The sequence below is a fragment of the Agrobacterium sp. 22-209-1 genome (assembly GCF_053522485.1).
Window position 1 is genome coordinate 19,686 of sequence record NZ_JBNWCH010000014.1, and the last position, 17,930, is coordinate 37,615.

The 17,930-nt window shown below is 59.8% G+C and carries 19 protein-coding genes; 4 read left to right on the plus strand and 15 right to left on the minus strand.

Features of this window, described 5'->3' with window-relative positions; translation table 11 throughout:
• Positions 1 to 13: 13 nt before the first annotated feature.
• Both dapE and ACQZ48_RS21765 read left to right on the plus strand, forming a co-directional pair.
• Complete coding sequence (gene dapE, locus ACQZ48_RS21760; RefSeq protein ID WP_191217372.1) at positions 14 to 1,210, plus strand: succinyl-diaminopimelate desuccinylase; 1,197 nt, start codon at positions 14 to 16, stop codon at positions 1,208 to 1,210.
• Positions 1,194 to 1,790: a hypothetical protein gene (locus ACQZ48_RS21765; protein WP_191217371.1), complete on the plus strand. Its 597-nt coding sequence runs from the start codon at positions 1,194 to 1,196 to the stop codon at positions 1,788 to 1,790. Before dapE ends, ACQZ48_RS21765 begins: the two co-directional genes overlap by 17 nt.
• 19 nt (positions 1,791 to 1,809) lie before the next feature.
• Here the strand turns inward: ACQZ48_RS21765 and truA are convergent, their stop codons facing one another.
• Genes truA through def form a run of 3 tightly spaced genes read right to left on the minus strand, consistent with a single transcriptional unit; the run spans position 1,810 to position 4,097 of the window.
• On the minus strand, positions 1,810 to 2,604 hold the full coding sequence (truA, locus tag ACQZ48_RS21770; RefSeq protein ID WP_191217370.1) for a tRNA pseudouridine(38-40) synthase TruA: 795 nt from the start codon (positions 2,602 to 2,604) through the stop codon (positions 1,810 to 1,812).
• Complete coding sequence (fmt, locus tag ACQZ48_RS21775; protein WP_448729452.1) at positions 2,604 to 3,539, minus strand: methionyl-tRNA formyltransferase; 936 nt, start codon at positions 3,537 to 3,539, stop codon at positions 2,604 to 2,606. Before fmt ends, truA begins: the two co-directional genes overlap by 1 nt.
• Positions 3,540 to 3,584: 45 nt before the next feature.
• Positions 3,585 to 4,097 carry a peptide deformylase gene (gene def, locus ACQZ48_RS21780; protein WP_191217368.1) on the minus strand — a complete coding sequence of 171 codons (513 nt, stop codon included), beginning with the start codon at positions 4,095 to 4,097 and terminating at the stop codon, positions 3,585 to 3,587.
• Between the two features lie 149 nt (positions 4,098 to 4,246).
• On the opposite strand from def, the gene ACQZ48_RS21785 reads away from it, so the two are divergent.
• Complete coding sequence (locus tag ACQZ48_RS21785; RefSeq protein WP_191217367.1) at positions 4,247 to 5,440, plus strand: DNA recombination protein RmuC; 1,194 nt, start codon at positions 4,247 to 4,249, stop codon at positions 5,438 to 5,440.
• Positions 5,441 to 5,494: 54 nt separating this feature from the next.
• The gene (locus ACQZ48_RS21790) at positions 5,495 to 6,394 is read left to right on the plus strand and encodes a ribokinase (protein WP_191217366.1); all 900 of its coding nucleotides are present in this window, start codon (positions 5,495 to 5,497) and stop codon (positions 6,392 to 6,394) included.
• Positions 6,395 to 6,457: 63 nt separating this feature from the next.
• Here ACQZ48_RS21790 and trmB read toward each other — a convergent pair whose 3' ends face one another.
• The 12 genes from trmB to tsaB all read right to left on the minus strand — a co-directional run bounded on the left by trmB (position 6,458) and on the right by tsaB (position 17,920).
• Positions 6,458 to 7,156, minus strand: a complete 699-nt coding sequence (trmB, locus tag ACQZ48_RS21795) for a tRNA (guanosine(46)-N7)-methyltransferase TrmB (protein ID WP_191217365.1) — start codon at positions 7,154 to 7,156, stop codon at positions 6,458 to 6,460.
• Positions 7,157 to 7,325: 169 nt separating this feature from the next.
• Entirely contained in the window at positions 7,326 to 8,588 is a 1,263-nt protein-coding gene (gene metK / locus ACQZ48_RS21800) for a methionine adenosyltransferase (protein WP_077984429.1), read from the minus strand.
• A gap of 190 nt (positions 8,589 to 8,778) precedes the next feature.
• Positions 8,779 to 9,198 (minus strand): helix-turn-helix domain-containing protein, encoded by a 420-nt coding sequence (locus ACQZ48_RS21805; protein ID WP_077984475.1) that lies wholly within the window; start codon positions 9,196 to 9,198, stop codon positions 8,779 to 8,781.
• 139 nt (positions 9,199 to 9,337) lie between these two features.
• Complete coding sequence (lnt, locus tag ACQZ48_RS21810) at positions 9,338 to 10,921, minus strand: apolipoprotein N-acyltransferase (RefSeq protein WP_191217364.1); 1,584 nt, start codon at positions 10,919 to 10,921, stop codon at positions 9,338 to 9,340.
• 222 nt (positions 10,922 to 11,143) lie between these two features.
• Entirely contained in the window at positions 11,144 to 12,289 is a 1,146-nt protein-coding gene (locus ACQZ48_RS21815; RefSeq protein ID WP_077984427.1) for a hemolysin family protein, read from the minus strand.
• 15 nt (positions 12,290 to 12,304) lie between these two features.
• A complete protein-coding gene (gene ybeY, locus ACQZ48_RS21820) occupies positions 12,305 to 12,811 on the minus strand; it encodes an rRNA maturation RNase YbeY (protein WP_077984426.1) in 507 nt (168 codons plus the stop codon).
• Positions 12,812 to 12,821: 10 nt separating this feature from the next.
• A complete protein-coding gene (locus ACQZ48_RS21825; protein WP_077984425.1) occupies positions 12,822 to 13,877 on the minus strand; it encodes a PhoH family protein in 1,056 nt (351 codons plus the stop codon).
• 40 nt (positions 13,878 to 13,917) lie between these two features.
• Positions 13,918 to 15,321 carry a tRNA (N6-isopentenyl adenosine(37)-C2)-methylthiotransferase MiaB gene (gene miaB / locus ACQZ48_RS21830; protein ID WP_191217363.1) on the minus strand — a complete coding sequence of 468 codons (1,404 nt, stop codon included), beginning with the start codon at positions 15,319 to 15,321 and terminating at the stop codon, positions 13,918 to 13,920.
• Positions 15,322 to 15,386: 65 nt separating this feature from the next.
• The gene (gene olsA / locus ACQZ48_RS21835; protein WP_077984424.1) at positions 15,387 to 16,181 is read right to left on the minus strand and encodes a lyso-ornithine lipid O-acyltransferase; all 795 of its coding nucleotides are present in this window, start codon (positions 16,179 to 16,181) and stop codon (positions 15,387 to 15,389) included.
• Positions 16,182 to 16,211: 30 nt separating this feature from the next.
• Complete coding sequence (locus ACQZ48_RS21840) at positions 16,212 to 16,640, minus strand: Fur family transcriptional regulator (protein ID WP_142914212.1); 429 nt, start codon at positions 16,638 to 16,640, stop codon at positions 16,212 to 16,214.
• Between the two features lie 64 nt (positions 16,641 to 16,704).
• Positions 16,705 to 17,199 carry a GNAT family N-acetyltransferase gene (locus tag ACQZ48_RS21845; protein WP_077984422.1) on the minus strand — a complete coding sequence of 165 codons (495 nt, stop codon included), beginning with the start codon at positions 17,197 to 17,199 and terminating at the stop codon, positions 16,705 to 16,707.
• Positions 17,200 to 17,251: 52 nt separating this feature from the next.
• On the minus strand, positions 17,252 to 17,920 hold the full coding sequence (gene tsaB, locus ACQZ48_RS21850) for a tRNA (adenosine(37)-N6)-threonylcarbamoyltransferase complex dimerization subunit type 1 TsaB (RefSeq protein WP_173987989.1): 669 nt from the start codon (positions 17,918 to 17,920) through the stop codon (positions 17,252 to 17,254).
• Positions 17,921 to 17,930: the final 10 nt, after the last annotated feature.

Genomic DNA, 17,930 nt, shown 5'->3' on the forward strand with positions numbered 1-17,930 from the left:
AAAAGCTGATACCATGACCACGACCGATCCCGTTGCCAATCTCGCCGCCCTCATCCGTTGCCCTTCGGTAACGCCTGCGGAAGGCGGCGCGCTTTCCCTGCTCGACACCCTGCTTTCGCCGCTCGGCTTTGCGGTGGAGCGTGTGATGGCGACGGAGGCCGGCACTCCTGACGTGGAAAACCTCTATGCACGGCTCGGCACCGAAGGTCCGCATCTGATGTTTGCGGGCCATACGGATGTCGTTCCCGTGGGTGATGAGGCCGCATGGAGCCATCCGCCCTTTTCGGCAGACATCGCCGGTGGGGAAATGTACGGTCGCGGTGCGGTGGACATGAAAGGCGGCATCGCCTGTTTCGTGGCGGCCATTGCCCGCCATATCGAAAAACACGGCAAGCCGCAGGGGTCCGTTTCTTTCCTGATTACAGGCGATGAGGAAGGCCCGTCGATCAACGGCACTTCCAAGCTGCTGGAATGGGCAGCCGCCAGAGGCGAGACATGGGACGCCTGTGTCGTGGGCGAGCCGACCAACCCCGACCAGCTGGGCGACATGATCAAGATCGGCCGCCGGGGTTCGCTCTCGGGCCGGATCACGGTCCATGGCGTTCAGGGCCACGCCGCCTATCCGCATCTCGCCGACAACCCCATTCGCGGTCTTTTGCAGCTTACCCATGCGTTGATGCATCCGGCCTTCGATCACGGCACGGATGATTTCCAGCCTTCCAATCTGGAAGTGACGACCGTCGATACCGGCAATGCCGCCACCAATGTGATCCCGGCGCGGGCGACGGCGGCCTTCAACATTCGTTTCAACGATAGCTGGACGGCAGAGAGCCTGCGGGCGGAAATCATCCGCCGCCTCGATGCCGCCGCAGCCGAAGGCGAGCTTCGCCCCGACCGGGCTCCGGTCAAATATGAGATCGTCTGGGCGGACCGTCCGAGCCACGTCTTCCTGACGCGCAACAATGCGCTCATCTCATCGCTGTCAGGTGCGGTGGAAGCCGTGACAGGCAAAGAACCGAAGCTTTCGACCACGGGCGGCACCTCGGATGCGCGCTTCATCAAGGATTATTGCCCTGTCGTGGAATTTGGCCTTGTCGGGCAGACCATGCATATGGTCGACGAGCGCGTGGCCGTTGCCGATCTCGAGATGCTGACACGCATTTACGAGACCTTTATCGAACGCTGGTTCGCCCATGCCGACGGCAAGTGAAGTAAGACTTTATCTGACTGGCCTGTGGCTTCTGCTGCTCGGCGATCATAATGGCGCGCGATATCTCGATCTCTCCGAGCGCGGCATGTGGCGATCCTTCTATTCGGCGCTGTGGTGCCTGCCGGCCATGATGGTTTCCTGGCTGTGGCTGCGCGCCGCCTATCTCGCCAGCTATCCGCCCGGAACGGGAACAGGCTTCATCTTCTTTTTCCGTCTGGCCATGGTCGAGGCCATCTGCTGGATCGTGCCCCTGCTGTTGATCGGCATGCTGCTCTATGCCTTTGGCGCCCGGGAAAAATTCGCGCCGCTCGTCACCACCATGAACTGGCTGTCGCTGCCCTTTTCTTATGCCTATGCGGTTCTCATCCTGATCGCATTCTTCCTGCCGCCGCTGCAGGGGTTGATCGCCATTCTCTGGCTGGCACTGCTTCTGTCGCTGGTCTTCGCTTTTTCGCGGATCGTCAGATTTTTCATCCGCGACCAGTCGCTGCTCGTCTCGGCCGTCGTCATGACGCTGTTGGTGCCCGCCATGTTGCTGTCGGAAGCATTGCAGCGTTTTCTCGGCGTCTATCCCGCCTGAGAGGCCGTGAGGCTTCAGGTCAGTCCGCGTCTTCCGTCACTTCGGGGCGGCGGCGCGGCGGAATGACATCGGGATAATCGACCTGCATGAAATAAAGACCGTCCGGCGGCGCAACGGGACCGCAGGCCTTGCGATCTCGTGCCTCCAGCGCTGCACGCACATCATCAGGCGTCATAGTGCCTTCACCTGCCATCTTCAGCGTGCCGGCGAAGGAGCGTATCTGATTATGCAGGAAGCTTTGCGCGGTCGCGCGGATTTCGATGAGGTCGCCGTTGCGGGTCACGTCCAGCCGGTCGAGCGTGCGGACCGGGCTGTTTGCCTGGCAATGGACAGAACGGAAGGTCGTGAAATCATGCCGGCCGACCAGCATCTGTGCGGCTTCATGCATGCGCTCGTGGTCCATATCCTTCGATACCCACCATGCCCGCTTGTGCTCCAGCGCCAGCCGGGATTTGCGACAGATGATGCGATAGAGATAATGGCGGCGCAGCGCTGAAAAACGGGCGTCGAAATCTTCGGTCACGGCTGCAGCATCGAGCACGGCCACGGCCTCCCCGGCCATGGCGAGATGCGCGTTCAAGGCATTGCGGAGCTTGTAGGGTTCCCAATCGCGGGAAAGATCGATATGGGCGACCTGTCCAACGGCATGCACGCCGGAATCGGTGCGGCCGGCACCGCGAATGGAGACGCTCTCTCCCGTCAACGAGCGAACCGCAGCCTCCAGCGCGCCCTGAACCGAGGGGCCGTTATCCTGTCTCTGCCAGCCGTAATAAGGCGTGCCGTCATATTCGACGGTCATGCGGAAACGTGGCATCAGCCGAGCCTCGTTGCGGTCGGAACCGGTGTGCCGCGCACGAAATCGGCCGCCGACATCGGCTTGCCGCCCGCCTTCTGCAAACGGGTGAGCCGCACGGCGCCGCTACCGCAGGCAATGGTCAGAGCATCGTCGAGCGCTGCGCCCGCTTCTCCCATTCCGCTTGCCAGTTCGGAGGCCAGAACCTTCACGCGCTCCGTCTTGCCGCCGATATCCATTTCCAGCCATGCGCCGGGGAACGGCGACAGGCCACGAATGTGGTTATGGACATCCTGTGCGGGCCTTGAAAAATCGATACGGGTCTCGCCCTTGTCGATCTTCGCGGCGTAGAGAACACCCTCTTCCGCCTGCGTAACGAGGGGCAGGTCGCCCGCCTCCAGCTTGTCCATCGCCTGCCGCATCAGCCGCGCACCCGCCAGCATCAGGCTGTCATGCAGTTCGCCCGCCGTCATATTCTCGTCGATCGCGACCTTTGCGGTGAGCGCGACGGGGCCGGTATCGAGCCCCTTTTCCATTTTCATCACCATCATACCGGTTTCGGCATCGCCGGCCATGATCGCCCTCTGGATGGGGGCAGCCCCGCGCCAGCGCGGCAGCAGGGAGGCGTGACCATTATAACAGCCGAGACGCGTGCCGGAGAGGATCGCTTCAGGCAAAAGCAGACCGTAAGCGACGACGACGGCTACATCGGCGTTGAAATCCCGGAACTGCTTGCGGTCTTCCTCGGTCTTGAAATTTACGGGCGTCAGCACGGGCAGCCCCAGCAATTCGGCTGCCTGATGGACCGGCGACTTCTGCAAATCGAGACCACGGCGGCCGCCGGGACGTGGCGGCTGGGTGTAGACGGCAACGATCTCGTGGCCCGCATCCACCAGTGCACGCAACGTGGGAACGGAAAAATCCGGCGTGCCCATAAAAATGATGCGAAGAGACATCGTCGCCCCCTTCCCTGTCATCCACTCCAGCCCAAAGAGGCCGGATCAGATCTTTGCGCGGGCCGCTTTCGTGAATTTCTTGATGACCATGTCGCGTTTGAGCCGCGAAATATGGTCGATGAAGAGAACGCCGTTCAGGTGGTCGATCTCATGCTGCAGGCAGGTCGCGAGCAGACCGTCCGCCTCGACCGTCTGCTGCTTGCCGTCACGGCCGACATATTGCACGGTGAGCGACGCTGGGCGCTCCACCTCGGCATAATAATCGGGGATGGAGAGGCAGCCTTCCTCATAGGTCGAGACATCGTCCGACACTTTGAGGATTTCCGGATTGATGAAAACGACCGGAGCCTTTTCTTCACCTTCGCGTGCCACGTCGATCACCAGCATGCGGCGCGGCACGCCGATCTGAATGGCGGCGAGGCCGATACCGGGCGCATCATACATGGTTTCGAGCATGTCGTCGGCAAGGCGCAGCACTTCGGCGTCCACCTGTTCGATGAGCTTCGACTGCTGACGCAGCACGGGATCGGGCAAAATGATAAGCGGTTTGATGGTCATGGCTTCCCATAACGTATCTCTCGCGCGGAGGAAATAAAAAACACGAAGGAGAAAACCGCCTCCTGCATCGACCCTTCCCGACTCATTTCCGCCGCAGAAGTGTTCTTGTTTTGATCTTCCGAATCACTGGAAATCTGCTAGATTTAATCATGAACATAGATTTCTCCGTTCTCCTTAATCCCGCGCTGCGGGCCGGCTCCGTCGATATCAGCTTCGGCGCGCTGCTTGTGGCCCTGGTTTTCGGCCTGACCATCACATGGCTGGTCACGATAAACCGCGCAAGAAAAGCGGGAGCCGACGGTGAAATCTCCGATCTCCTGAAAACACAGTCCGAATTGCACGGGCGGATCGCGGCCATGGCGGAAACGCTTGGTACCCGCCAGAGCGAGATGAGCCAGACGCTGAACCAGCGCCTTGACGGCATGTCGCAGCGCCTTGGTGAAACGCTCACCGAGCAGACCCGGTCGACCCATGAAAATCTGAGCCGCCTGCAAGAGCGCCTGGCTGTCATCGATGCCGCGCAGGGCAATATTCAGGATCTGGCGAAGGATGTCGTAGGGCTACAGGCGATCCTTTCCAACAAGCAGACGCGCGGTGCTTTCGGACAGGCGCGCATGGAAACGCTGATCGCCGATGCACTTCCCGCCGGGGCGTTTCAGCTTCAGCCGACGCTTTCCAACGGTTATCGGCCCGACTGCATCATCAAGATGCCGAACAATGCGCCGGCACTGGTCATCGATGCCAAGTTTCCGCTGGAGGCTTGGAACGCGATCAAGGCGGATGAGACGCCCGAAACCAAACGCGCCGCCGTGCAGCAGTTCCGCCGCGATATGGAGGTGCATATTCGCGACGTGGCCGAGAAATATCTCATTCGCGGCGAAACGCAGGATACGGCCTTTATCTTCGTGCCATCGGAGTCGATCTTCGCCGATATTCATCAGCATTTCGAATATCTGGTGCAGCGCGCCCACCGCGCCCGCGTCGTCATCGTTTCGCCATCGCTGCTGATGCTGTCGGTGCAGGTCATCCAGTCGGTTTTGAAAGACCAGCGCATGCGTGAGCAGGCGCATCTTATTCAAGGTGAAGTCGCCCTTCTGATGGACGATGTGCGGCGGCTGGACGACAGGACGCGCAAGCTGCAAGCCCATTTCGGGCTGGCCCAGAAAGACGTCGACATGATGCTGATCTCCTCCGACAAGGTGCTGGCGCGGGGCCAGAAGATCGAAGGCCTCGATTTTTCGCCGACGGAAAAAGAGGCTTCGCATGGAGAAATGGAGCAGGCCCGGCGCTTTGCGGAAAACCGGGCCGGTGCGGCGAAATTGCGGGTAGTTGACGACGAGTGATCGTCTCGGGCAAAGTCGCCGCCTTGCTCAAATTTCATACGGACCCAGCGCCCCATGATTACTGTTTTCGGTTCCATCAACATGGACCTCGTCGCCACCGCCAAACGCCTGCCCAAGCCCGGTGAAACCGTGACCGGTGAGACATTCTCCACCGCCGCCGGTGGCAAGGGCGCCAATCAGGCGCTGGCCGCGCGACGTGCAGGCGCCACGGTGAAGATGGCGGGTGCTGCGGGCGATGACACCTTTGCCGCACCGGCGCTGACCTTGCTGCGTGACGCCGGCACTGATCTCTCACTGGTGAAGACCACGCCCGGCCCTACGGGGACGGCAGTGATCCTTATCGGCGAAGGCGGGGAGAACATGATCTCGGTCATTCCCGCCGCCAATGGCGAAGTCTCCGCTTCCGACGCCGCGAAAGCCCTGGCTGAAATGTCGGTGGGTGATATCTTGATGTTGCAGTTTGAGATACCCGCGTCCGCTATCGAAGCGGCGCTGACGGCTGCGAAGGCAAAGCGCGTCACCACCGTCATCAATACTGCGCCACTGACCGCGGATGGACCGCGCCTTGCGGGCCTTGCCGATATTGTCATCGCCAACGAAACCGAGTTCGAATTGCTGGTCGGAAAGAACGGCCTTTCCGCTTCTGAGCGGGAAAATGAACTGAAAACCCTGCACGACAGGACCGGCCAGACATTGATCGTAACGCTTGGCGCAGACGGCGTGATCGCCATGCGCAACGGCAAGGTTTTCCGGGCTTCCGGCCTGAAGATCGAGCCGGTCGATACGGTCGGTGCGGGCGATACTTTCTGCGGTTATCTTGCCGCCAGCCTCGATCAGGGGATGGATTTCGAAAAGGCGCTGAAGCGCGCCGCTGTCGCAGGCTCGCTCGCCTGCACGCGCGCCGGCGCGCAGCCTTCCATTCCGCTTGCAGCGGAAGTGGATGCGGCTCTCTGAGGGATATTTTCGTTAGCGCATTTTCCGGACGTAAAACCGCTGCGCAATTTTACTGGAAATGCTTTAGCGACGGATGAAGGTGAGATAGGCCGAGCTGCGGCCTTCTCGTTTCGCCTTGTTCTCGTAGCGGGTGCCCGGCCAGTTGGCATAGGGCGTGCGCCAGTCGTCAGCATTTGTTGCCGTCCATTCGAAGCCGCCGTGGCGGGCGCAATGCTGCAGCGTCCAGTTGACGTAAGTATCGATATCCGACGCAAAGCAGAACTTGCCGCCGGGCTTCAACACACGATGGAAACGGGCAAGATTGACGTCGGAGACAAAACGGCGCTTCCAGTGCTTCTTCTTCGGCCACGGATCGGGATAAAGCAGATCGATGTGATCGATCGATCCCTCGGGCAACCAGTCGAGCAACTGCGTCGCATCATCGTCGTAAAGGCGGATATTCATCAGCTCGCGTTCGCGGACCGTGGCGAGCAGCTTGGCCATGGAGTTGACGAAGGGCTCGACGCCGATGAAACCCGTCTCCGGGTTTTCAACCGCGCGGTGAGCGAGATGCTCGCCGCCGCCGAAACCAATCTCCAGACGGATCGACCGCACATCCGCGGGAAAAAGAGCGGCAAGATTTTGCGGCGGGGCGCTTTCCAGATCGATTTTCAGCAAAGGCAACAGGTTCTCGATTGTATCGACCTGCTGATTGCGTAGGGGCTTACCCTTGCGTCTGCCAAAAAACGCTTCCGTCGCGCGCGAACGCCGTTCTTCCGTCATCTCATACTCTCAACAACAAATAGATTTAACCCGCACAGCACCACGTTGGGCACTGTGCGGGTTACAAAAGGTGCAGTCGGTATCTCTCAATCGCCGCCGAATGACAAGCTTAGAAAGAGCCGCGCCTTCTCCGGACGTAAAACCGCAACGCAGTTTTACCGGAAATGCTTCAAGCGCTCAGAGCTTCCTTAAGCGGCTTCACCAGATCCAGCTTCTCCCAGGAGAAGGAGCCGTCGCGGCCGGCTTTCCGGCCGAAATGGCCATAGGAGGAGGTCTTGGCGTAGATCGGCTTGTTAAGATCGAGATGACGGCGAATGCCCGACGGCGACAGGTCCATGACCTTGCGGATCGCGGCTTCGACCTGATCTTCGCTGACCTTGCCGGTGCCATGCAGATCGACATAGATCGACAGCGGCTGGGCGACGCCGATCGCATAGGAAATCTGGATCGTGCAGCGCTCCGCCAGACCAGCAGCCACGACGTTTTTGGCGAGATAGCGGGCGGCATAGGCGGCGGAACGGTCGACCTTGGTCGTGTCCTTGCCGGAGAATGCGCCGCCGCCATGGGGAGCAGCACCGCCATAGGTATCGACAATGATCTTGCGGCCAGTCAGGCCGGCATCGCCATCGGGACCGCCGATGACGAACTTGCCCGTCGGGTTGATATACCACTGGCAATCGTCAGCGATCTTCAGGTCACCCAGAGCTTCGCGAATATAGGGTTCGACGACCTCACGCACCTTCTTCGAGTCCCAGCTGGCATCGAGGTGTTGGGTGGACAGAACGATGGACACGGCTTCCGAAGCCTTGCCGTCGACGTAACGAACGGTCACCTGGCTCTTGGCGTCGGGGCCGAGCTTTGCCGCTTCGCCCTCACCGCTCTTACGGGCGGTAGCCAGCAGCTGCAAAATGCGGTGGGAATAATAGATCGGCGCCGGCATCAGGTCCGGCGTTTCCTTGCAGGCGTAACCGAACATGATGCCCTGGTCACCGGCGCCCTCGTCGCCCTGCTTGTCGGAGGCGTTATCCACGCCCTGCGCGATATCGGCAGACTGCGGGTGCAGGAGAACGTCGATCTTGGCGGTCTTCCAGTGGAAACCATCCTGCTCATAGCCGATATCGCGGATCGCCTTGCGGGCAGCGGACTTGAACTTGGAAGGGTTGATGACCGGGTGGCCAGCGGCGTCCTTGAGAACCTTGCCGTCCTTGTCCTTCTTCAGAAGCGTGTCGGGAACGCGAACCTCACCGGCGATAACGACGCGGTTGGTGGTCGCAAGCGTTTCGCATGCGATGCGCACGGTCCACGGGTCAACGCCCGTCTTGGACGCTTCACGATAAATGAGATCCACGATTTCATCGGAGATACGATCACAAACCTTGTCCGGATGACCCTCAGCCACGGACTCGCTGGTGAACAGATAATTGGCACGCATGCGGGATTCCCCTCAAAGAACGGTCTTGGAGTTTGTTAGTCATTTCGGCCGTGAAAAACAAGGACACAACCACATAAATATATCTTTATGTGAGAATTCCTTTCTAATCGCGCACAAAAAAACGGTCCTTGCGGACCGTTGAGTGCCCGGCATCCCGTGCCGGAAATTTTCTGCGTCGCGCGGGCTGCGCTTACTCGGCGTCACCCTCAGCGGCGAGCGCCTTGACGAGATCGACGAGACGGCGGCGAACCTTCGGATCGGCGATCTTCACGAAGGCGCGGTTCAGCTGCAGACCTTCAGCCGAGGACAGAAAGTCGACCACGTAATTGGAGCTAGAGGCTTCTGCCATACCGGTCGTGCCACCGGCCTGATCGCCGGGTGCATCCTCGAAGAAAAAGGAAACGGGCACATTGAGAATACCGGAAATATTCTGGAGGCGGCTGGCGCCCACGCGGTTCGTGCCTTTTTCATATTTCTGGATTTGCTGAAAGGTAATTCCGAGGCTTTCGCCAAGCTTTTCCTGACTCATGCCCAGCATGGTTCTGCGAAGGCGAATTCGGCTTCCGACATGAATGTCGATCGGGTTAGGCTTTTTCTTATTCTCGGTCATCATGCGGTCCTGACACTCGGAAAGGGTTGATATCTCGCTTCATTACATTTCGAAGAAATGAGTCGGCAATTCGACAGCGTCTAAACTTGTTTTACGACTGACGTATTCACTATGCAATTACAGGGGTTCCCGGTCAATTCTAGCGCCGAGCGAAACTCAAGGCGGGAAATACCGCAACGATCATCAAGATAGAAAAAATCAACCAGAAATACGTCCGATGTGTGTCGTAAGTAAATGCGTCGTTTGACCCACCACTCAAAGTGGCGTCAACAATTCCCACCCGACCGTAATCGAGCCCCGCAATAATGCGGCCATAGGGGTCTATGACGGCTGAAATCCCGGTATTGGCGCCGCGAATCACCGGCACGCCCGTCTCAACGGCCCGGACTCTCGCCTGTAGAAAATGCTGATAGGGGCCAGGCGTATCACCGAACCAGCCATCATTGGTCACATTCAGGATGGCGGCCGAGCCGGCCAGCCCCGGCGTCATCTCACCCGGGAAAATGATCTCGTAACAGATGAGAGGATAGAAGGTTTTACCCGAAGGAAGAGTGAGCGGCGTGCGCGAGGAAGCGGCGGAAAAGCCTCCCGGCAAAGCGATGACATTGTCGATGCCGAATTCCCGCAGGATACCTTCAAAGGGAACGTATTCGCCAAAGGGGGTCAGATGCACCTTGTCGGTCGCGCCGATGATCTCGCCCTGGCTGTCGATCGCATAGACCGAATTGTAATAACGCGGCGGACGGCCTGCACCCTGATCTTCCATTCTGACGGCGCCGGTGAACAGCACCTGCCCATCCTCCAGCGTTTTGGCGATTTCCGCCAAAGCATCCGGATTTTGCGTCAGAATGAACGGCACGGAGGTTTCCGGCCAGACGATGATATCAGGGCGCTTTTTCCCTTCGCCCGGCGGCAGAGCCGAGAGCCTCAGATGCTCGCCGAAAATCTCCGCCCTGTCCGCGTTCAGCATCTTGCGTGACTGATCGATGGAAGGCTGCACAATCCGAACGGTCAGTGCGTCTACGGGCACCTCCGCCGGCGTCTGGAGACGGTAAAAGCCATACCCGAAATGGCCGGCCAGCAGCAGGCCCGCCACAGCGAGACCCGGCCACATGCCTTTTTTCGTGCCTATCAGTGCGGGCGAGGCGAAGATGAAAACCGCAAGCGTCGTTATGCTGAAAAGGCCAAGCAGATGCACCGATTGCATCATGATCGGGACGGGCATGATGCCGTAGCCAATCGCGTTCCAGGGAAAGCCGGTGGCCAGGAAGCTGCGCAGCCATTCTGAAAAACCGAACGCGGCAGCAAGTGCAGCGATACGGCCGAGGCCCTCCGACCAGAGGAGGTTGGCTGCCGCAACCGCAAAACCGTAAAACAATGCCAGAAAAGCGGGGAGGCCAAGAATGGCGAGCGGCAGCGCCCAGGCGAATTCATCGGCCTCCAGCAGAAGCGCATTGCCGAGCCACCATAGGCCCGCCACGAAGTAACCGAGCCCGAAACACCAGCCGATGCCGAAGGCCGGCATGACGCGGCTGAAGAGGCCGCCCCCAGGTTTGCCGGTGCAGCCGTCCACGAGCCAGACAAGTAGGGTGAAAGAGAAAAACAGCGCCGCGAAAAAGCCGAATGGAGGCAGAGCAAGCGCCCCGACCGCACCTGCAGCAATCGCCATAACTGCGCGGCTCATGCCGCCGGCCAGCATTACCCTGCCTGCAAGACGCTCCATGCCATCTCCGTTTATGCGCGTCGGGAAAAGCCCGCAGCCGACAAGGCCGCGCCGCGGAATTTTCCCTCAGACCCGACGTAAAGGAAAAAAGATTCGCAGTCCACAGGAGGCATGGCGACCGAAGCGCCATATGTTCTTTTCGACGCCGAACACGGCCTTCATAGCTGCCGGATTGAGAGATGTCGAAAAAGGGCGCGACGGGGAAAACCCCGTCGACCTTTCTTAATCGGCATTCTGCTGATGCGTGATGAGGCGAACATCGGGCGCAGGCAGCGCAATCACCTCATTGGCGTCCGCTTCGCCCGGAGCGCGATCATCCTCACCTTCGGAGCCGTGATCCCGGACGATACGAACGCCCTTGATGCGCCTGCTATCGGCATCGAGTATCTGGAACTCGAAACCTGGCACGGCCCGAACCACCTCGCCCTTGGCCGGAATACGGCCGAGCGCGAAGAAGATGAGACCGCCGAGCGTATCTATTTCCTCCAGGTGTTCACGAACATCGAATGCCGGACCGATCGCCTCGGCAAGTTCGGTGAGTTCCGCACGTGCATCCGCGACAAGCACATCGGCGGAAAGACGCGAAAACATCGCCTCGTCCTTGTCGTGCTCGTCATCGATGTCGCCTATGACCATTTCGACGATATCCTCGTGGCTGACGAGACCGTCGGTGCCGCCATATTCATCGATCACCAGCGCAAGCTGGGTTCTCTGGGCCTGCATCGTCTTCAAAAGGTCGGAGGCCAGCATGGAGGGCGGCGCAAAAAGAATTTTGCGAACCAGTCCGGCATCGGCGACCGTCTGCTCCAGATCGACACGTCCCAGGTCGAAATTCGGCCGCGGTGAACGCGGCGCCTTCACCTCACCGAAAGCAACGCTTCGCGAACCGGCCCGGCGTTTGTTGCGGGCCTGCTTGGCGACATAGGCCAGCAGATCGCGAATGTGGATCATGCCCTTCGGGTTATCCAGCGTCTCGTCATAGACAGGCATACGGGAACGCCCCGTTTCCTCGAAGAGGATCAGCGCCTCGCCGATCGTCATATTCTCATCGAGGCCATCAATATCCACGCGAGGGATCATGATGTCTTCGACCCGAACCTCGCGGAAACGCAGGATATTGTTGAGCATAGCCCGTTCTTCGGGCGAAAAGGCCGCACCGATTTCGGTGTCGTCCATCAGCGCGTCGGTCAAATCCTCGCGCAGGCGCTCGCCCTGAGATGGTTTCAGCAACCGTGCGATGCGTGACCAGATGGTCGATTTCGGTTTGGCATTGTAGTCCTGACGTAAGTGACTACTGCCCTCCTCCGAAGAGGACTGCTCGCCGTTTTCTCTGCCCTCATTGGCAGGTCGTGCAGAATGTTCGTTCATGGCTCCAGACAATATTTAAAGCGGTTCCTGACCCGCGTAAGGATCAGATAGGCCAAGCACCGCCAAAATGCGAGTCTCAAGCGACTCCATTTCTTCCGCTTCTTCCTCGTCCATATGGTCATAACCGAACAAATGCAGGAACCCATGAACGAGCAGATGGGTCAGATGATCCTCGAAACTCTTCTCAAGTTCAAGGGCTTCGCGCTCAACCGTCTCGCGCGCGATGACGATATCGCCCAGCATGGGGCCCGGCATTGCGCCCGGCTCCAGCGGAAAAGCCGGGAAAGACAGGACATTGGTCGCCTTGTCCTTGTCACGCCATTCGGCGTTGATTTCCCGGATATTTTCGTCGTCGGTGAAGACCAGCGACAGCTCCACTGGCATTTTCGGGAAGGGTTGGTCCTCTTCCCGCTTCAGGAAATCGACCGCCGCATCCAGCACCCTGGTGGCAAAGGCAGCCAAGTCCTCTTCCGAGGACCAGCCTTCGGCCTCGACGCTGATTTGAATATCCAGAACTGTCATCGTCTTTATGTCAGTCGCCCTTCAGGAGGCTCTCATCCGGCACCGCCGTATGGGACTCATAGGCCCGGACGATACGCGCCACCATCGGATGGCGAACAACATCGACGTCCTTGAAGCGCACGACGGACACGCCTTCCACATCGCCAAGGATTTGCAGGGCCTCGACAAGACCGGATTTCACGCCGCGCGGCAAATCCACCTGGCTCGGGTCGCCGGTCACGATCATGCGGCCGTTCTCGCCAAGGCGGGTAAGGAACATCTTCATCTGCATGGTCGTGGTATTCTGGGCTTCGTCCAGAATGACAGCAGCGTTGGCCAGCGTGCGGCCGCGCATGAAGGCGAGCGGCGCGATTTCGATGACGCCCGCCTGAATGGCGCGCTCCACCTTGTCTCCCGGCATCATGTCATAAAGCGCGTCGTAAAGCGGGCGCAGATACGGATCGACCTTTTCCTTCATGTCGCCCGGCAGGAAGCCAAGACGCTCACCCGCTTCGACGGCGGGGCGTGAGAGGATGATGCGGTCAACCGCACCGCGCTCCAGAAGCTGCGCCGCATGAGCGACGGCAAGATAGGTCTTGCCGGTGCCGGCGGGACCGACACCGAAAACCAGTTCGGATTGTTCCAGCGCCCGCATATAGACGTCCTGCGTCGGCGTGCGGGCAGCGATGGTCTTCTTGCGTGTGGAAATCTGCGCCATGGAAATCTTCGCCTTGCGTTCCATCGTCGGCAAGGTCAACTGGTCGTCCGCGGCCACAGCCATGCGAATCGCGCCTTCGACATCGGAAACCTCGGCGGTTCCGCCCTTGAGCAGCCGTTCATAAAGGAAATCCAACGCCCGACGAGCCTGATTGGTGGCAACGACATCGCCGGTGATGGCGACGGAATTGCCGCGCGGTCGAGCGTCGATATTGAGGCGCTGCTCCAGGAGCTTCAGGTTCTGATCGAACTGACCGAATAGCTCTCCCGCTATCCTGTTATTCTCGAACGTGAGGACGAAGTGATTGGCGTCGGTCGCGGCTTGGCGTGGCTGGCGCGATGAATTTGATACCAATTCGTGTGCGTTCAAGCGGTCAGGCTCCTGTCCCAATCAGTGTCGGCTCCTCACTCTAACTCCCTGCCACCTCGGCAAACAAGCTGTTTGGACCCGTTGCGGTGATTCGTACATTAACAATGTCACCGATTTTCAACGTCTTTGCATCAAGATTCACGGATTGCAGCCACGGAGAGCGACCTATCAACTGCTCAGGCATGCGACCGGGCTTTTCCAGCAACACATCCATGGTTTTTCCGACCAGCGATTCAGCAAATTCCTTCTGCTGCCGCAGCAACAGGGCCTGCAATCTTTCCAGTCGTTCGGCCTTCACCTCTTCCGCAACCTGATCGGTGAGATCGGCTCCCGGCGTGCCGGGGCGGGTGGAGTATTTGAACGAGAAGGCCTGCGCATATTTCACGGTCTCGACCATCGCCATCGTATCTTCGAAATCGCGATCCGTCTCGCCGGGGAAGCCGACAATAAAATCCCCCGACATGGCGATATCAGGGCGCGCGCTCCGGATTTTTTCAATGAGCTGGATATATTCCTCACCCGTATGGCGACGGTTCATCGCTTTGAGAATGCGATCCGAGCCGGACTGAACAGGCAGGTGCAGATAGGGCATCAGGATGCGCAGATCGCGATGCGCGCCGATCAGGCGCTCGTCCATGTCGCGCGGATGGCTTGTGGTGTAGCGAAGCCGTGCAAGGCCGGGAATTTCCGCCAGCCGGTAAAGCAGTTCGGCAAGGCCCCATTTCTCGCCCTTCGGGCCTTCGCCCTGCCAGGCATTGACGTTTTGGCCCAGCAGCGTGATCTCGCGCACGCCGGCATCGACGAGCTTCATCGCCTCATCGACGATCTGGCGCACGGGGCGGGAGACTTCCGAACCGCGCGTATAAGGCACGACACAGAAGGTACAGAACTTGTCGCAACCTTCCTGCACGGTCAGGAACGCCGTGACGCCGCGTGTCCGCAATGTCGCTTTCTCCGCGACCGGCAGGTGCTCGAACTTGTCCTCAACCGCATATTCGGTCTCGATGACGCGCTCACCGCCGCGCACCCGCTTTAAGGCGTCAGGCAGGCGGTGATAGGTCTGCGGGCCGATCACGACATCGACGGCGGGCGCGCGGCGCAGGATTTCCTCGCCTTCCGCCTGCGCGACACAGCCGGCAACGCCGATCATGAATTCGCGGCCCTGCTCTTCACGCGATTTTTTCATGTCGCGCAGGCGGCCAAGCGCCGAATAGACCTTTTCAGCCGCCTTTTCACGGATATGACAGGTGTTCAGCAGAACCAGATCCGCCTCGCCCATATCCTCGGTCTGAACGTAACCGTCCTTCGCCAACGCATCGCTCATACGGACGGAATCGTAGACATTCATCTGACAGCCATAGGTCTTGATGAAGACCTTTCGGCTGTTCGAACCGTCGCGGGCGATCATGGGTGTGGCGTCAGGGCCAAGCGTTTCCTGGGTCATGGCGGCTATCTAGTGTTTTTCCCGGCCAGATTAAACAGAAAAATGCCGGAAAAGCTACGATCTCGCTAATTCCGCCAGCCGCCGCGCAGGCTGAAGGCCAGCATGGAGCGGATGGCGGCGGCAACATCGGTCGCCAAGCGCTTACGGTTATCCGTGCTGTGGAACGGAACGCTGTCACCGAATGTCACGTCGACATCGATGGCGCCGGCCCTGATGATGCCGAGCAGATGCGGCACGAGCGTGATGCTGCCCGGCCAGGCGGCGATGACGCGATGGTAACGCCCCATGGCCATGCCCTGCACCCTTGTATAGGCAATGGCGACCGGCTGGACATAAACCAGCTTTCCCGGCACCTGTTCAGCGGCGGTGGAGGCCGCACCGAACAGCGAGGATTTGACGGCGAGCATGCGGTTGCCGTCCGAGGTGGTGCCTTCGGGGAACAGGACGACAATTTCGCCATCCGCCATGCGACTGGCGATCTCGCTCACCTGCGCGCCGGTGCTGCGCTTCTGCTCACGCTGAACGAAGATGCTTTTCTGCAAGCGGGCGAGCCAGCCGAACACCGGCCAGTCCCGCACCTCGGTCTTGGCAATGAACACCACATCGGCAATGCTGCCCAAAACGAGGATATCCTTCCACGAGGCATGATTGACCGCCAGCATCAACGGTTTCGCCCGCTCCACATCGCCGTGCACATGAACGCGGATGCCGAGGACATGGCAGGCGATGCGATGCCAGAGGCGCGGAATGCGACGGCGAAGCCGCCAGTCGAAGGCAAGGCCCAGCAGTTGAAGCGGCAGCAAGACAAGCGTGACGATCAGGAGAATGACCGCAATATAGGCTGTCCGGAGCCACATCATGGGGAAAACGCCCGCTCGTTCACCGGGGTCTCAACGTTCGTCTGGCTTCAACGGCACGCCGTAAAGTTCCAGCCGGTGATCCACGAGCTTGAAGCCGTGTTCACGGGCGATCTTTTCCTGAAGGGCCTCAATCTCGGCCGAATGAAATTCGATGACCACGCCGTTCTTCAAATCGATCAGGTGATCATGATGTTCTTCGGGCACGGTCTCGTAGCGCGAGCGGCCGTCGCGAAAATCGTGACGCTCGATGATGCCGGCATCCTCGAACAGCTTCACCGTTCTGTAGACGGTGGAAATCGAGATGCGCGGGTCCACGGCGGAGGAACGGCGGTAAAGCTCTTCGACATCGGGATGGTCGGCTGACTCCTGAAGGACGCGGGCGATAACACGGCGTTGATCCGTCATCCGCATGCCGCGTTCGGCACAAAGCTCCTCCAGCGTTTTCGAAAGGTCTGTCACGTCTTCTGGCCTTTTGAGACTCGCGGTTTGCGGCTTTCGCCGAAAAAATGCCTGTCGCAGGGAACTAGCGAAGATCGCGGCGCATGACAAGCGCCGTCGACTTCGTTCCGTCCTTGGCGGTGTAATAGGCCTTGCGTTCCGCGACAGTTTTGAAGCCGAGCTTCTTATAGAGCCCGACGGCGGAGGCGTTATTATTATCCACCTCGAGAAACATGGTTTCCGCGCCGCGCATCATCGCCTCGCGGATAGCCGATTGCATCAGACGCCAGCCGAGCCCCGCGCGTGCGAACTTGTCGGCCACGGCAACGGTCAGGATTTCCGCCTCGCCCGCCACTTCCCGCGCCAGCACGAAACCACCGAGCGGCTTGCTGAAAAAGGCGTTGGTCTGGCGTGCGACAGCACCGAAAACAGCCCCTTGCGTGAGCAGGCCGGAAAACTCCCCGTCGTTCCACGGGCGCGGAAAGCGCAGCGCATGCAACTCCGCCACCGCGGCGCAATCCTCATGCTGCATCGGCACAATCTCGAAATAGGGTTTCCAGGTCAGATAGTCGTCAAACATAACAGGAATCGGGCATCACGGGAATCATTCGCACAGGCTGACGAATGCCCTATCAGGCAACGCCCTGACGTGCCAGCGCAAAACCGGTCTGCGGCCGGGCGTCCGGCCCGCGCAGGTAAAGCGGCGAAGGTTTCGGCTGGCCAGCCGGCTTACGCGCAGCAGCAAACGCGACCGAAGCGACCGGGAAGTGATCCGGCCCCGAACCCGCCTCCGACCCTGCCAAAAGCGGCGCGGCTGAACCGATGACGACGCCGTCGAAACAACTAGTGGCCGTTCGGGCGTCGTCCAGAGACAGAAGCGCGGCATCGCGCAGCGGCGATCCATCCGCACCGAATGTCTGGAGATAAGCTTCGCCGCGCTTGGCATCCAGCGCAACGGCCACGGGCCGGCCGGGATTTTCGAGCAGATGATGAAGCGCCAGCGTTTCAAGCGTGGTGACGCCCACGGCCTCGACGCCGAGCGACAGGGCAAAGCCGCGTGCGGCAGCGACCCCGACGCGGATACCGGTGAAAGACCCCGGCCCGATCGTCACGGCAATGCGTTCGACATTCTGGAGCGACAGTTGCGCCTGCTCCAGAGCGCCGTCGATCACCGCCATCAACCTTTCGGCATGGCCCTTGCCGATCGTTTCGCATACCTCGCCGAGCACCCTGTCGGAGACGCTGTCATAAACGCAGGCGGAACAATCCACACCTGAGGTGTCGAGTGCGAGAACAATCATGATGGCCTGG

Coding starts and splice junctions, on each gene's coding strand:
- truA (WP_191217370.1), bottom strand. CDS start 2,604: ATGCCACGTTTCCGCATGACCGTCGAATATGACGGCACGCCTTATTAC.
- olsA (WP_077984424.1), bottom strand. CDS start 16,181: ATGATGTGGCTCCGGACAGCCTATATTGCGGTCATTCTCCTGATCGTC.
- trmB (WP_191217365.1), bottom strand. CDS start 7,156: ATGACGGAAGAACGGCGTTCGCGCGCGACGGAAGCGTTTTTTGGCAGA.
- ACQZ48_RS21785 (WP_191217367.1), top strand. CDS start 4,247: ATGAACATAGATTTCTCCGTTCTCCTTAATCCCGCGCTGCGGGCCGGC.
- def (WP_191217368.1), bottom strand. CDS start 4,097: ATGACCATCAAACCGCTTATCATTTTGCCCGATCCCGTGCTGCGTCAG.
- ybeY (WP_077984426.1), bottom strand. CDS start 12,811: ATGACAGTTCTGGATATTCAAATCAGCGTCGAGGCCGAAGGCTGGTCC.
- tsaB (WP_173987989.1), bottom strand. CDS start 17,920: ATGATTGTTCTCGCACTCGACACCTCAGGTGTGGATTGTTCCGCCTGC.
- lnt (WP_191217364.1), bottom strand. CDS start 10,921: ATGGAGCGTCTTGCAGGCAGGGTAATGCTGGCCGGCGGCATGAGCCGC.
- ACQZ48_RS21815 (WP_077984427.1), bottom strand. CDS start 12,289: ATGAACGAACATTCTGCACGACCTGCCAATGAGGGCAGAGAAAACGGC.
- ACQZ48_RS21845 (WP_077984422.1), bottom strand. CDS start 17,199: ATGTTTGACGACTATCTGACCTGGAAACCCTATTTCGAGATTGTGCCG.
- miaB (WP_191217363.1), bottom strand. CDS start 15,321: ATGACCCAGGAAACGCTTGGCCCTGACGCCACACCCATGATCGCCCGC.
- ACQZ48_RS21805 (WP_077984475.1), bottom strand. CDS start 9,198: ATGACCGAGAATAAGAAAAAGCCTAACCCGATCGACATTCATGTCGGA.
- fmt (WP_448729452.1), bottom strand. CDS start 3,539: ATGTCTCTTCGCATCATTTTTATGGGCACGCCGGATTTTTCCGTTCCC.
- ACQZ48_RS21790 (WP_191217366.1), top strand. CDS start 5,495: ATGATTACTGTTTTCGGTTCCATCAACATGGACCTCGTCGCCACCGCC.
- dapE (WP_191217372.1), top strand. CDS start 14: ATGACCACGACCGATCCCGTTGCCAATCTCGCCGCCCTCATCCGTTGC.
- ACQZ48_RS21765 (WP_191217371.1), top strand. CDS start 1,194: ATGCCGACGGCAAGTGAAGTAAGACTTTATCTGACTGGCCTGTGGCTT.
- metK (WP_077984429.1), bottom strand. CDS start 8,588: ATGCGTGCCAATTATCTGTTCACCAGCGAGTCCGTGGCTGAGGGTCAT.